Origin of the sequence: Kitasatospora sp. NPDC004615 (genome assembly GCF_042873545.1) — a bacterium.
GTDB lineage: Bacteria > Actinomycetota > Actinomycetes > Streptomycetales > Streptomycetaceae > Kitasatospora.
On record NZ_JBIALQ010000003.1, the window covers coordinates 509,618 to 523,370 of the forward strand.

The 13,753-nt window shown below is 74.2% G+C and carries 10 protein-coding genes; 6 read left to right on the plus strand and 4 right to left on the minus strand.

Features of this window, described 5'->3' with window-relative positions; all coding sequences use genetic code 11:
* Positions 1–115 precede the first annotated feature (115 nt).
* Positions 116–880: a hypothetical protein gene (locus tag ACFYS8_RS13645; RefSeq protein WP_387640111.1), complete on the plus strand. Its 765-nt coding sequence runs from the start codon at positions 116–118 to the stop codon at positions 878–880.
* A gap of 18 nt (positions 881–898) precedes the next feature.
* Here ACFYS8_RS13645 and ACFYS8_RS13650 read toward each other — a convergent pair whose 3' ends face one another.
* On the minus strand, positions 899–3,583 hold the full coding sequence (locus tag ACFYS8_RS13650; RefSeq protein ID WP_387640113.1) for a SpoIIE family protein phosphatase: 2,685 nt from the start codon (positions 3,581–3,583) through the stop codon (positions 899–901).
* A gap of 213 nt (positions 3,584–3,796) precedes the next feature.
* On the opposite strand from ACFYS8_RS13650, the gene ACFYS8_RS13655 reads away from it, so the two are divergent.
* The 5 genes from ACFYS8_RS13655 to ACFYS8_RS13675 are packed head-to-tail and all read left to right on the plus strand — an operon-like array spanning position 3,797 to position 9,361.
* The gene (locus ACFYS8_RS13655; RefSeq protein WP_387640115.1) at positions 3,797–4,915 is read left to right on the plus strand and encodes a rhodanese-like domain-containing protein; all 1,119 of its coding nucleotides are present in this window, start codon (positions 3,797–3,799) and stop codon (positions 4,913–4,915) included.
* A gap of 56 nt (positions 4,916–4,971) precedes the next feature.
* Positions 4,972–5,598, plus strand: coding sequence for a DUF5819 family protein (locus tag ACFYS8_RS13660; RefSeq protein WP_387640117.1), 627 nt, complete (start codon positions 4,972–4,974; stop codon positions 5,596–5,598).
* Entirely contained in the window at positions 5,595–6,554 is a 960-nt protein-coding gene (locus ACFYS8_RS13665) for an HTTM domain-containing protein (RefSeq protein WP_387640119.1), read from the plus strand. Before ACFYS8_RS13660 ends, ACFYS8_RS13665 begins: the two co-directional genes overlap by 4 nt.
* A gap of 9 nt (positions 6,555–6,563) precedes the next feature.
* Entirely contained in the window at positions 6,564–8,699 is a 2,136-nt protein-coding gene (locus ACFYS8_RS13670) for an FUSC family protein (protein WP_387640122.1), read from the plus strand.
* Entirely contained in the window at positions 8,696–9,361 is a 666-nt protein-coding gene (locus ACFYS8_RS13675) for a TrmH family RNA methyltransferase (protein WP_387640124.1), read from the plus strand. The genes ACFYS8_RS13670 and ACFYS8_RS13675 overlap by 4 nt, the downstream gene beginning before the upstream one ends.
* A 1-nt stretch (position 9,362) precedes the next feature.
* Here the strand turns inward: ACFYS8_RS13675 and ACFYS8_RS13680 are convergent, their stop codons facing one another.
* The 3 genes from ACFYS8_RS13680 to ACFYS8_RS13690 all read right to left on the minus strand — a co-directional run bounded on the left by ACFYS8_RS13680 (position 9,363) and on the right by ACFYS8_RS13690 (position 13,701).
* Positions 9,363–9,818, minus strand: a complete 456-nt coding sequence (locus tag ACFYS8_RS13680; RefSeq protein WP_387640126.1) for a peptidoglycan-binding protein — start codon at positions 9,816–9,818, stop codon at positions 9,363–9,365.
* Between the two features lie 363 nt (positions 9,819–10,181).
* The gene (locus ACFYS8_RS13685; RefSeq protein WP_387640129.1) at positions 10,182–11,297 is read right to left on the minus strand and encodes an XRE family transcriptional regulator; all 1,116 of its coding nucleotides are present in this window, start codon (positions 11,295–11,297) and stop codon (positions 10,182–10,184) included.
* A 238-nt stretch (positions 11,298–11,535) separates the two neighbouring features.
* Complete coding sequence (locus ACFYS8_RS13690; protein WP_387640131.1) at positions 11,536–13,701, minus strand: protease pro-enzyme activation domain-containing protein; 2,166 nt, start codon at positions 13,699–13,701, stop codon at positions 11,536–11,538.
* Between the last annotated feature and the right edge of the window lie 52 nt (positions 13,702–13,753).

The window sequence follows — 13,753 nt, forward strand, 5'->3', positions numbered from 1 at the left end:
GATGCCGTTGGTTGGTCCGGTGCGTAGTGTCGAACACGAGGCGTAGAAGGAAGAGACGCGAAACAGGACGGACGTCGGGACAATCCGCACGTCGTCGGGACGGGAGAACCGGTTCGTGAAGCTGAACACCCACGCGGGGGGCGTGCGGTCGGGGCCCGGGGCGGTATTCCGCCGGGCCGCGATCGCCGAGTGGGGGGCGCTGTACGGCGCCGTGAAGGAACGGGTGCTGCGGCGGAAATTCGCCGCCGTGCCGCTGGCGACCATCGCGACCGCGCTGGTGCTGCTGTTCTCGATCGTCCAGCACCTGCCGGGCGGGGACCGGTTCGTCGCGCAGATCGGGGTGGTGAAGGCGGCGCTGCCGCTGGACGTGTCGCTGCTGCGCACCCCGCTGTCGCTGTACGTGCCGGCGCTGGACCTGCCGGTGTGGGGGGCACTGGCGCAGGTGTTCCTGGTGTTCGGCGTGGCGGAGGTCGTGCTGGGGCGGCGGCTGACCCTGGTGGTGGCGTACGCCTGCACCCTGGCGGGGACGCTGTTCGCCCGGATCGCGGTGGCGCTCGGCCCGCACCACCTGCTGGGCTTCCCGCGCTGGGTGGCGCACGTGCGCGACACCGGCCCTTCGGCGGCGGTGGTGGCGCTGGCCGTGGTGGTGGCGTTCCGCTGCCGGGCCTGGTGGACGGGCGGAGCCGTGGTGCTGGCGATGACGGTGGAGGCCGTGCTGCTGCCGAACCTGGCGGGCCTGGAGCACCTGGTGGCGATCAGCACCGCCGTGCTGATAGCGGTGTGGGTCGAGGTGTTCGGCGACTACTGGCCGCGAGTGCTGTCCGGGGTCGGCGCGGCCGCCTCGGTGGCCCAGGGCGGGGCCAGGGCAGTCACGCCCTGAGCCCGGCCCAGTGGCCGCTCAGCCACGCGGCAGTGGCATCTCGAAGTAGACGACCTTGCCGACCGCCTTGCGGGCGGTGCCCCACTTCTCGGACAGCTTGCTGACCAGGTTCAGGCCGCGGCCGTGCTCCGAGAGCGAGTCGGCGGGCTCCAACGACGGCAGGTTGTGGTTGTCGTCGCTGACCTCGACCAGCAGCTTGTCGACCCGGATCAGCTGGAGCTGCACCTCGGAGCGGGCCACCCGGACCGCGTTGGTGACCAGCTCGGACACCAGCAGCTCGACGGTCTCGGTCAGCGCCGTCAGCTGCCAGGCGGCGAGCTGGTCGCGCACCAGGCTGCGGGCCCGGCCGACCTCCGCCTCGGTGACGCCCAGCTGCCAGGTGGCGACCTCGGTCGGCGGGACGCCGTCGAAGCGGGCCACCAGCAGCGCGATGTCGTCCTGGCGGTCGTCGGAGTGCAGGGTGTTCAACACGGTGTCGCAGGCCTCGTCGGGGGTCTGCTTGGGGTCGATCAGGTTGCCGCACAGCGCGGCCAGGCCCTCTCCTATGTCGCCGCCGCGGACCTCGACCAGGCCGTCGGTGCACAGCACCAGCATCGAGCCGTCCGAGACGTCGATCCGGGTGGCGACGAACGGCACGCCGCCGACGCCGATCGGCGCGCCGGAGGGCAGCTCGAGCAGTTCGCCGCGCCCGTCGGGATGGACCAGCACCGGGGGGACGTGGCCGGCGGAGGCGAGTTCGCAGGTGCGGTTGATCGGGTCGTAGACGGCGTACAGGCAGGTCGCGAGATGGTCGTCGCCGAGTTTCTGGGCCAGGTTGTCGAGGTGGCGCAGCAGCTGGCCCGGTGGCAGGTCGAGGGCGGCGAGGGTCTGCATGGCGGTGCGGAAGCGGCCCATCGCGGCGGCCGAGTGCAGGCCGTGGCCCATCACGTCGCCGACCACCAGGGCGACCCGGCTGCCGGGCAGCTGGATGGCGTCGAACCAGTCACCGCCGACCTCGGCCTTGCGGTCGCCCGGCATGTAGCGGTGGGCGATCTGCACGCCGGGGATCTTCGGCGGGCGGGTGGGGATCATCGAGCGCTGCAGGGTGGTGGCGACCTTGGACTCGGCGCGGTGCAGGCGGGCGTTGTCCAGGGACAGCGCGGCGCGGGCGGCGATCTCCTTGAGGGTGTCGGCGTCGGCGCGGGTGAACGGTGCCCGGTCGGACAGCCGCAGCAGCTTGAGGATGCCGAGCACCGCGCCGCGGGCGGACAGCGGCAGCACCAGCATGGAGCGGCCGACCACGGTCGGCTCCAGTTCGGGGCCGCCGAGCGAGGCCGCGTAGTCGACCGCGACGTCCGCGGAGATCAGCGGCACCAGCACCGGCTGGTTCTCCTGCAGGGCCAGGCCGGGCGGGGTGGAGCGCGGCATGGTCCGCAGCGAGCCCTCGTCCAGGACGTGGTTCCAGCGCGGTGAGGTGGCGTTGAAGGTGCGGGCGACGCGGCGCAGCACGGTGCGGTCGTCGGGCGGGTCGGCGGGCAGTTCGCCGTCCGAGAGCAGGCCGTCGAGCAGGTCGACGCAGGCGAAGTCGGCGACCCGGGGGACCAGTACCTGGCACAGTTCGCGGGCGGTGGTGTCCAGGTCGAGGGTGGTGCCGACCTGGCTGCCGACCGAGGCCAGCAGCGCGAGGTCGCCGTCGTCGGGCAGGCCGCGGACCACCTCGACGCCGTCGGAGGCCCTGGCGGGGCCGGGCAGGGTGGGAGCCGGTGCGGGCGGGGCGGGGTCGATGGCGGGGCCTCCCGGGGTCGGGCCGTGGGCGGCGGCTTCGCGTGGGGCGGGGACGGTGCTGCCGGTCACCCGCGCGTCCTCCTGGGCGGCGGGCCCGGCAGCCTGTATCCGTACCCCGAGCGGGGCCCGGACACCCGTGCGCTGCGGCTCCGCCGGGCGGCGGGCGGCGCGCTCGCGCTGCTGGGCGGCCCGCTGCTGCGGGGTGGGGTAGCGGCGGCCGAGGCCGGTGGCGACCCGGGCGGTGCCGGACGGCCCGCCCGGCGAGGACTGGTGGGGCACCACCGGCAGCAGCGTCGCCCCGTCCACCCGCAGCGCGGGCGGGCCGGCCGCGGCCAGGGCGGCCAGCAGCCGGCCGCGGCGCTGCGCGGAGCAGGACGGCAGCAGCGCGGCCAGCGAATCGGGGGCCGCCTCGGTGGGCGGTGCGAACGCGGCCGCGACCTGCTGGGGGCGGGCCGCGGCGGGCGCGGCGGCGTACGGGACGAGGCGCTCGCCGAGGGCGAGGGCGATCCGGGGGCCGGTGGCGCGCAGCGGACGGGCGTCGGCGGCCAGCACCAGCAGTGAGCGGCCGGCCGGTTCGGCCAGCGGGTAGGCCCACCACAGGATGTCGCGCCGCCGCTCCTCGCGGTCGTGCACCGTCATCGCGCCGGCCCACGGGCCGTCGGTGGCGAGGTCGTCGAGGGTGTCGAAGGCGTCGCAGCGGTGCTCGGGGGAGCCCGGGTCGTGGCGGGGGCAGACGGCGGGCAGCAGACCGTTCGCGGTGCGGCCCGCGGCGACGGCGGCGCGGTGGCCGAAGAGCTCCTCCGCGGTGCGGTTCCACACGGCGATCCGGCCGTCCGGGTCGACCAGCACGGCGGCCGCGCGAAGCAGCGCCACCACCCCGGCGGGGCGGCCGCCCGGGAGGTCCGCCCGGTCGGGTGCGGAAATGGGCTGGTCCACCATGGATATCGGTCTGCCCCTTTGAGTTCTTGCTGCTCCTCCTGGCCGGTGCGCGCGTCCTTGCACGCGCCATCCAATGAAGCACGGAGATGCCAATGGGAGGTAGTTAATCGGGCAGATTCGTCCGTATCAGTTGCGTGTCGTTGACGGCGCGCCCCCGGCGTGCTCCACCGTCACCCGGTCGGGCGGTGTGGCGACCCCGGTAGGGTGGCCCGGGTGAGCGTACCGAGCGTCGAGGTGTGGGCGGATCCGGAGCGGCAGGAGCTGGAGGAGCGGGTCGCGGCGGCCGAGCTGGCCTGGCTGACCCTGGACGTCGACGTGGCCACCCTACGGGTGGAGATCGACAACTTCGCGCTCGCCCACCATCAGCTGCTCGGCCCGCTCTACGCGGAGCTGGACGAGCTGGACGCGCTGATCGCCGAGTCGGTGGCGGCGCTCAGCGGCGACCCGGAGGACCTGCGGCGGGCCCGCGAGGCCCGGGAGCGGGTCGAGCCCGCCGGGGAACGCGGCCCGCGCGAGGGCGAGCCGGAGGCCCGCCGGGTGCGGCCCGACAAGGACGCCCAGCGGATCTACCGCGAACTGGCCCGCCGCGCCCACCCCGACCTGTCCACCGACCCGGCCGAGCAGCAGCGCCGCTCGGCGTTCATCGCCCGGGTCAACGAGGCGTACGCGCTGGCCGACACCGAAGGGCTGGAGCGGCTCGCCGAGGAGTGGTCCACCGACCCGGAGTCCGCGCCCGCCGTCGACTCCCCCGACCGGCTGGCCTGGCTGCGCCAGCGCCTGGAGTGGCTGACCGGCCGGATCACCGCGCTGGCCACCGAGCAGGTCCGGCTGGAGCGCACCCCGATGGGCGAACTCCTGCTGCTGCGCCCCGACGAGCCGGAGCGCCTGCTGGAGGACCTCGCCGAACAGCTGCTGGCCACCGCCGCCGACCGGCAGGCCAAGCTGGCCGCGCTGCTGCCGGACAATGGCTCGAACGATCCGTACCGACCCCAGGAGACCCCCCCGATGTTCGCTCAGCTGCCCACCACCGACGTCGCCTCGGTGCCCGCCGACGCCCAGCTGCTCGACGTCCGCGAGCAGGACGAGTGGGACGCCGGCCACGTGGACGGCGCGCTGCACATCCCGATCGGCCAGGTGGTGGCCCGCCTCGACGAGCTGCCCGAGGGCCGGCTGTACGTGCTGTGCCGGGTCGGCGGCCGGTCCGCGCAGGTCGTGCAGTACCTGGTCCAGGGCGGCCGGGACGCGGTGAACGTAGACGGCGGCATGTTCGCCTGGGACGCCGCGGGCCGCCCGATGGTGAGCAGCGACGGCCAGGACGCCTTCGTTCTGTAACAGCAGTCCCTCCCGCCCCTGTTCGAACGCGTGCGCGGTGCGGCAGGATGGCCGCCGTGCGCGTCTGGTCCAAGCCCGCCCGGGCGGTGCTGGCGTTCGCCGGGGCGGGGCTGGGGGCCGGCACCCTGGCGTTCCTCGGCGTGCTGTTCCTGCAGGTGGCGCCGGAGAACTCGGTGTCCCGCGAGTACCGGGCGCAGCTGGACGCCGTCGCGTACCCGGAGTTCGAGCAGAACTGGCAGCTGTTCGCCCCCGACCCGCTGCAGCGCGAGGTCACCGTGGCGGCCCGGGTGCAGACCATCGCCGACGACGGCCGGATCACCACCCAGGACTGGCACCCGCTGACCGCCGGGGACTTCGCGGCGGTCCGGCACGACCCGGCGCCCAGCCACTTCGACCAGAACCTGCTGCGCCGCGCCTGGGACTTCTACACCGTCACCCACCCCGACGGCGACGGCCCGGCCGCCGCCGACTCGCGCGGCCGGCTCGCCGAGCAGTACCTGAAACGGATAGCCCTGCAGCGGATCGGCCCCGGCGGGGAACGGGTGCTGCAGGTGCAGCTGCGGGCGGACACCGCCACCATCGCCCCGCCGCCCTGGAGCCACGAGCAGGTCGACACCTCCGTGCACTCCCGCGAACTGCCCTGGTGGCCGGTGCGGGCCGAGGACTGGCGGGGCCTGGAGTGAGCCTCCTCGGCGCGATCCGGGCCGCCCTGCCGCGCCTGCTGACCACCCTCGCCCCGCACCAGGCGGCGGCGGTACGGATCGGCGTGGCCGGCACTTGGGGCGCCTACCTGCTGCGCGAGTGGCCGAACCGGCGGCTGCTGTACGGGGACCGCTCGCCTTGGTCGGCGGAGCTGAACGAGCGGCTGCTCGCCGACACTCACGCCTTCACGGTGCTGTCCTGGAGCGGCGGGCGCTGGTGGTTCGAGGCGGTGTACCTGCTGGCGCTGGTCTCGGCGGCGGCCCTCGCGCTCGGCTGGCGCACCCGGGCGAGCGCGGCGGCCTTCGCGCTGACCGTGCTGTCGCTGCAGAACCGCAACGCGCTGGTCGGCGACGGCGGCGACAACCTGGTCCACCTGCTGGCGATCTACCTGGTGTTCACCCGCTGCGGCACCGTCTGGTCGCTGGACGCCCGCCGCCGCGCCCGCCGGCCGGGCCCCGACCGGGCGGCCTGGGGCGAGCCGCGGGCGCTGGCCGACGCGCTGGCGGCGATGCTGCACAACTGCGCGATGCTGGTGATCGCCGCGCAGGTGGTGCTGGTGTACGCCACGGCCGGCTGGTACAAGGTGCAGGGCGCCCGCTGGCAGGACGGCACCGCCGTCCACTACCCGCTGCACCTGGGCTGGTTCACGCCCTGGCCGGGCCTGTCGGCGCTGCTCGGCGGCAGCCTGCTGCTGACCTTCCTGCTGACGTACGGCACGGTGGTGGCGCAGGTGGGTTTCCCGTTCGCGCTGGCGAGCCGGCGGTTGAAGAACGTGCTGCTGGTGCTGATGGGCGCCGAGCACCTGGCGATCGCGGTGCTGCTGGGGCTGCCGTTCTTCTCGCTGGCGATGCTGGCCGCCGACGCCGTGTTCTGGCCCACCGGGGCGCTGCTGACCGTGGAACGCGTGCTGACGGGCCGGTGGCGGAAAAGTCGCTAAGCTCCCGTTATGTCCTGGTTCAAGGCGCTGCGCGACACCGCGCGGACCGGGCTGACCGTGGACTTCTCGCTCACCAACCCGCGCCGGTCGCTGCGCGCCGCGGTCGCCGCCGCGCTGGTGATCTTCCCGACCATGGCGATCTACGGGCCCTCGCACGCCGCCTCCGCCGCGATGGGCGCGTTCATCGCCGGCGTCGCGACCTTCCAGCGCTCGTTCCGGCCGCGCGCCTCGCTGGCCCTGGTGGCGGGCGCGGGGCTGGGCGTGTCGACCTTCCTCGGCTACCTCGCGGTCGGCATCCCCGGCGCGTTCCCGGTGCTGCTGGCGCTGTGGGCGTTCGGCGCGGGCATGGCCTGGGCGGTCAGCCCGACCGCCGGCGTGGTCGCCGCCAACACGCTGTCCGTGATGCTGGTGGTGGTGCAGCTGCCGGTGTCGGCGTCCGCCGCGCTCGGCCATGCCGTGCTCTGTTCGGTCGGCGGCGGCGTGCAGGCCCTGGTGGTCACGCTGTGGCCGATCGACAGCTGGCGGGCGCAGCGCGACGCGCTCGCCGACATCTACGCCGGGCTCGGCGACTACGCCCGGAGCCTGCGGCAGGACCCGGTCGCGCACGTCGACCCGGAGCCGTTCATGGTCGCCCGGCAGGCGGCCCGGCTGTCCTCCCGGCAGGCCCGCCGCCGTCCGGCCGAACTGCGCGGCCTGCGCACCATCGCGGAACGGATCCGGCCCACCCTGGCCGCGCTCGCCGACCCGCGGGTGGGCGCCGCCGAGGAGGGCCCCGAGCGGGACCGGGCCCGCGAGGTGCTGGCCGCCGCCGCCGGAGTGCTGGACGCGCTGGCCCGGGCGATCCGCACCGGCGACCCGGTGCGGCTGCCGATGGACACCCCCGGCCTGGCGCTGGCCCGCCCCGGCACCGGCGAGGACCTGCTGCGCGGCGGCGCCCGCCGCTCGGCGCGCCGGCTGTCCGGCCTGCTCGGCCGGGCCGCCGACCGCCTCGACCGGCAGGACCGCGCCACCGTCCCCAGCCCCGGCCGGGCCGGCCTGCGCCGCCCTTCGCTGGTCGAGGTGGTGCCTGGCGCGCTGGCCACCATCGGCCGGCAGCTGCACAAGCGTTCGGTGCTCCTCCACCACGCGCTGCGGATGTCCGCGGTGGTCACCTCCTCCTACCTGGCGGCCCGGCTGCTGGGCATCGAGCACGGCTACTGGGCGCCGATGGCCTCCGCCATGGTGATGCGCCCCGACTTCGCGCAGACCTTCAGCCGCGGCGTCGCCCGGATCGCCGGCACCGTCGCCGGCGTGCTGGTGTCCACCATCGTGGTGCAGGTGTTCCACCCCAACGACTGGGTGCTGGCCACGCTCGCCGTGATCTCGATGGGGCTCTCCTACATGATGCTGAGCACCGGGTACGCGCTGCTGACGGCCGCGATCTCCTCGTACGTGGTGTTCCTGCTCGGCCTGCAGCCCGGCCACCCGGTGCAGCTGGCCGTCGACCGGGTGGCGATGACGCTGCTCGGCGGTGCCGTCGCGCTCGGCGCGTACGCGCTGTTCCCGACCTGGCAGACCGCCCGGCTGCCGGAACGCCTGGCCGAGTGGCTGGCCGCCGCCGGGCGGTACGCGGCCGCCGTGTTCACCGCGTACGGAGACCCGGCGGGCGGGCACGCCGAGAAGGACGTGCGGCCCGCGCTGCTGGACGTCCGGGAGGCCCGCAGCGAGATGCTGTCCGCGCTGGACCGGGCCGAGGTGGAACCGGTGCGGCACTTCGCGCGGGCGCCGGAACTGAGCCGCAAACAGTTCGACCGGGCCCGCACGGCGGTCGGCATGCTGGACCGCTCCATCGTCCTGCTGGAGGCCCACCTGCCCACCGAGGACGCCCCGCCGCTGCCCGGCGCCGGCGCCTTCGGCGAGGAGCTGCGGGACGCCACCGCGATCGCCGCCGCCGCCGTCCTGCTCGGCGAGGACGTCGACTTCGCCGCGCTGCGCGAGGCCCACCGGACCTGGGACTACCTGCTGGCCCAGCTGCCCCGCGACGACCGGATCGACGTCACCCGGGCCGGGTCCCGGCTGGTCATGCAGGCGCTCACCGAGCTGGAGCGGTCGGTGCGGACGCGCCCGAAGCCCGCCCGCGGGGAGCCCGTACCCTCGAGGGCGTGAGCGACACCTCGGTGCCCCAGCTGGGCGAGCAGTACGACGAAGGACACCTCCCCGACGACCGGGAGATCGGCGTCGGACCGCACCCCGAACCGTGGCCCGACGACCCCCGGCTCGACCCCGAACTGCTCGCCGTCGGCGACCGCCGCAACGTCACCGACCAGTACCGGTACTGGCGGCACGAGGCGATCGTCGCCGACCTGGACACCCGGCGGCACGGCTTCCACGTCGCCGTCGAGAACTGGCAGCACGACTTCAACATCGGCTCCGTGGTGCGCACCGCCAACGCCTTCCTGGCGGGCGAGGTGCACATCGTCGGCCGGCGGCGCTGGAACCGGCGCGGGGCCATGGTCACCGACCGCTACCAGCACGTCCGGCACCACGACTCGGTGGCCTCGCTGGCCGCGTACGCCGCCGAACGGGGACTGCCGATCATCGGCATCGACAACCTGCCCGGCGCGGTGCCGCTGGAGACCTACCCGCTGCCCGAGCGCTGCGTGCTGCTGTTCGGCCAGGAGGGCCCCGGGCTGACCGCCGAGGCGTGGGAGCACTCGACGGCGGTCTGCTCGATCGCCCAGTTCGGCTCCACCCGGTCCATCAACGCCGGGGCGGCCGCGGCGATCGCCATGCACGCCTGGGTGCGGGCGCACGCCGGGCCGGCCTGAGTCAGCGGAACGGCGGCGGGGGCAGGGGCGACGGGGTGTTCGGGGTGTTCGGGGCGCTCTGGGTGGGCGGTATGTCCTTGCCCGGGTAGCCGTCCGCCTCCGCGCCGCGCCAGCCCTGCGCGAGCTGGAACGCCTCGGTGGCCTTCCGGTCCGCCTCGCCCCAGTCCGGGCTCGGGCCCTCCCGGTAGAACCGGCCGCCGCCGCGCTCCACCAGCATCCGCCCCAGCCGGGCTATGGAGTCGTTCACCTTCCCGGGCCCGAACGCGTCCGTCCCCGGGAACGCGTCCCCGTCCGGTGCGGGCCTCGGCTGGCTCAGCCCCTTGTACCGGTACGGCAGGTAGTCGCCGGAGTCGCTCCAGTACGCGTACGGGGTGGAGCGCTTCGTGGTGGCCGGGCGGGTCTGCTCCAGCGCCGTGTACGTGGTGTGCGCCGGGTCGAGCCAGCCGCCGAACAGCACGGCGAGCCGGCGGTCTGCGGGCTGCTGTCGCCGGGCGGAGCGGCGGCGGCCTTCGACGCCACCGCCGCTCCGCCCAGCACACTGCCGACGGCGGCGAGCCGCACCGCCGCCCGCCACCAGTGCCGCGGCCCGGCCGGGCGGCGGGCGGCGCAGTCGCCGCAGGCACAGGACTCGTCCGGCTCGACCTCGCTGAACTCGACCAGCACGGGAGGGACCTGCCTTTCCTCGGTGAGTGGGACTCACCTTTCACGGAGGCAGCGGCAGGGACCACCTGATGGGCGGTCGGGCGGGGCGGAACGGGTGAACTTCGGGGCGGTGGCGCGGCGTGGCTCCGGCGGTTGATGGCCGATCAGGCCGGGGCGGTCACTCCCATTGCCAGCGGATGCCCACCTGGCCGGGTTGCTGGTCGGCGGTGAGGACGTGGGCACTGGCGGAGGCGCCGATCCAGAGGGGTTCGCGGTGGCGGTCGGTCTCGGCGCCGGGGGTGCGGTCGAAGCGTTCGCACTGGACGGGGACGGCGGCGGGGTCGAAGTGGACCTGCAGGACGTACTCGCGCACGGGGTTGGCGAAGTACCGCCCATAGTCGGTGGTGGGGCCGGAGTCGGGGATCCGCACCTCGTACTCGAGGATCGTGGAGTCGCCGAGGGCGAGCGGCCGGTCGAGGAGGAGTTCGGCGACCAGCAGGCCGCTGAGCGGGCGGCGGCGGACCCGGCCGAGGCGGGCGTGCCGGACGTTGGTGATCTCGGGGGTGTCGGTGCCCTCGTCGGCCTTGTGGACCACGACGTGCCGGGTGATGCCGTCCACGGTGGCGCGGACCACCTGACGCAGCCGCAGCAGGTAGCCGCGGCGGGAGGCGTCGACGTAGTAGGCGTCGTGGATGGACTGCCGCTCCAGCTGGCCGGTCGGCGGGGCGTCGAGTTCGGCGAACACCTCGGCGAGCTCGGGATGGCGGGGCCAGACCTGTTCGACCCGCAGGCCGTCGGGGGCCGGGCCCTGGGCGACCCAGCGGCCGCGCGGGCGGGGCGGACCGAGCAACGCGGTGAGCGCGGTGTGGCGCAGGCCGAGGAGCTCCTCCAGCAGGTGGACGGCGCGCAGCGAGGTGGCCCGTTCGGGCTGGCTGCGGCCGCGACGCCAGTAACTGAGCGTGGTGACGCTGACCCTGACGCCCTGTTTGGCCAGTGCGGCACGGATCCGGTCGAGGCTGAGGCCGCTGTGTTCGATGGCGGCGTTGAGGACTTCGGCGAAACCGCCCTGGGCGGCGACGGGTGCGGGCACGGGGGTGGTGGGGGCTGCGGCGGGTACGGCGGCAGTGGCCGGTGCGGCGGTCTGTACGGGATCGGATACGGGTGCGGTGCTGCTGCGGACGGCGGCCGACGGGCCGGCCGGCGCGGCCGGTCCGGCCGGTGGCCGGTCACCGCCGTGTTCGCGCTGGCCGACCAGGCGGAGCCGGCCGGCGTGCTGTGGTTGCTGTGAGCCCATGCGACACCTTCCCCACCCGGCGGGTTCGGTGGGTTGCCCCGGCTCCGCGTTGCGTCGGAGGTGCGCCGCCGAGTGTGGGGGAACCCTAGCCAGGGTTGAGAGGCTACGTCATCAATCAGGACATATGACAGTGGTCACGACAAGTATTTCGCAGGCGGAGCGAACACGAAACACTCCTGACACACAGGTGCCGGGAGGGCCCGTGACAGGCCCCCCCGGCAACTCTGTTGAGGCGAGGTCAGGAAATGTTCAGTGCGGTGTCGTCGATGACGAAGCTGGTCTGCAGCGAGGCGTCCTCGACGCCGGTGAACTTCAGGGTGACGGTCTGTCCGGCGTAGGAGGACAGGTCGACGGTCTTCTGGACGTACCCGGTGTTCTTGTCGAGGTTGGAGTACGTGGCCACCGAGGTGCCGTTGGCCGACAGGGTGAGCTTGTCGTAGGCGCTGCTGCCGGTCTCGGCGGTGTCGACGTGCAGCCAGAAGCTGAAGCTCGCCCGGCAGCCGGCCGGGATCGCCACCGTCTGGGCGAGGGTGTCGGTGTGGGCCGCGCCGTAGCCGTTCAGCCAGGCCTTCCAGGAACCGCTGTGCGCGGCCTGCGAGGCGGAGTTGTCGACCACGCCGGTGGAGGTGGTCCACGGGGTGGCGGTGCCGGTCTCGAAGCCGGGGTTGCCGAGCAGCTGGGCGGCGGTGCAGCCGCCGGTGGGCGGCGGGGTGGTGCCGCCGGTGCCGAGCAGGGCGTTCGTCAGGCCGTCGGCGATCGGGGTGCCCCAGCCGGTGACCTGGTCGTAGCCGGCCTTGGCGGCGAAGTCCTGGTTGGAGCCGCTGGTGACGTCGTGCAGGGCGGTGCCGTAGGCGCTGCTGTTGGCGACCGCGTACAGCTTCGGGTTGACCTCGCCCAGGGCGGGCTTGGCGGCGGCCTTGGCCTTCTGGTTGTACAGCGCGGCGTAGCCGGACCACAGCGGGGCGGCCGCCGAGGTGCCGCCGTAGACCTGCCAGCCGGGGCTGCTGGTGCCCTGGGTGTAGATCGCGAAGCCGCTGGCCGGGTCGGCGTTGGAGGAGATGTCGGGCACGGTGCGCATGGTGCCGGTGACGTTGGTGCCGGTCTGCCAGGTCGGCTTGGCGAACTGGGTGGAGACGCCGCCGCCGGCGGTGCTCCAGGCGCTCTCCGAGCTGTAGGTGGTGCCGGAGACCTTCAGGTTGGTGCCGCCGACGCCGGTGTTGTACGGGCTGGAGGCGGGGAAGTCCACGGCCTTCACGGTGGAGCCCGAGGTGGAGCGGGTGCAGTCCCGGGAGCCGTCGTCGCCGGAGGCCGAGAAGATCGAGATGCCCTGGGCGGCGGCCTGCTTGAAGGAGTTGTTCACTGCCGTCATCGAGGAGGCGGTGGTGTCCGGCTCGCAAGAGCCCCAGGAGATCGAGATGACCGAGACCCGGTTGTCCGAGACGATCTTGGCGGCCATGTCGATCTCGCCCTGGTCGGTGTTGGGCGCCTCGTAGACCAGCTGGGTGGCCTTGGGGGCGACACCGCGGAGGATCTCCGAGTCCAGCTCGACCTCGCCCTGGCCGCCGCCGGGCGCCGCGTCGTAGTTCGCGCCGTCCACCGAGACGGTGCTGACCGCCGGGCCCGACAGGCCGTACTGGCTGTCGTAGGTGGTCAGGTTGGAGGACTTGTAGCCGTCGAACTCCCAGAGCGCCACGGTGCTGCCGGTGCCGTCCGCGCCCATCTGGTTCAGGCGGTACGCGCCGTCGTAGCCGGCCGGGCCGAAGCCGTTGGGGGTGGCGTGCGGGGTGGCCGCGTCGGGCTTGGCGATCCGGGAGGTGCGCACGGTGTGGTCGTTGAGGCCGCTGACGCCCTCGACCACGCCGGCCAGCGAGGCCGGCACCGAGGCGGCGGCGTCGTTGGCGAAGAAGCTCCGGTTGCCCTGCTGCGGGTCGCTGTAGGTCGACTCGTGGGTGCCGAACGCGGCGGCGACCGCCGAGGCCGAACCGGTGGCGTTGACCACCTGGCGGTTCGCGCTCACCGAGTCGACCTTCAGACCCTGCGCGGTCAGGAACGTGCGCACCTGGTCCACGTCGGCCTGGGTCGGGCCGAAGCGCTCGTTGAACTGTGCGGGCGTCAGATAGTGCCCGAACTCGGCGGTGCCGGGAGTGGCCACCGCCGAGAGGAACCGGTCGAGTTCGGCGGTGTTGCGCAGCTTCAGCGCCACCGCCACGGATATCTTCCGGTCGGCCGGGACGTCTCCCTGCTTGTGGGAGCGCGCCACCGCCGGCGTGACGGTCTGCGGCAGCGCCACCCGGGCACTGGCGTTGGGCGTCGGCGCCGCCTGGGCGGTACCGACGCCCAGGCAGACGGCGGTGAGGGGCAGGACAGCCAGGGCTGCGGCAAGGGCCAGCGAGCGGGGTCGCACGGGTTCCTCCGGAAGTCTGGGGGCGTTCCGGTTTTCGAAAACGCTCGCCAGA

Excerpts from the sequence above, each read along its gene's own strand:
- ACFYS8_RS13685 (WP_387640129.1), bottom strand. The coding sequence starts at position 11,297 with ATGGGCTCACAGCAACCACAGCACGCCGGCCGGCTCCGCCTGGTCGGC.
- ACFYS8_RS13650 (WP_387640113.1), bottom strand. The coding sequence starts at position 3,583 with ATGGTGGACCAGCCCATTTCCGCACCCGACCGGGCGGACCTCCCGGGC.
- ACFYS8_RS13670 (WP_387640122.1), top strand. The coding sequence starts at position 6,564 with ATGTCCTGGTTCAAGGCGCTGCGCGACACCGCGCGGACCGGGCTGACC.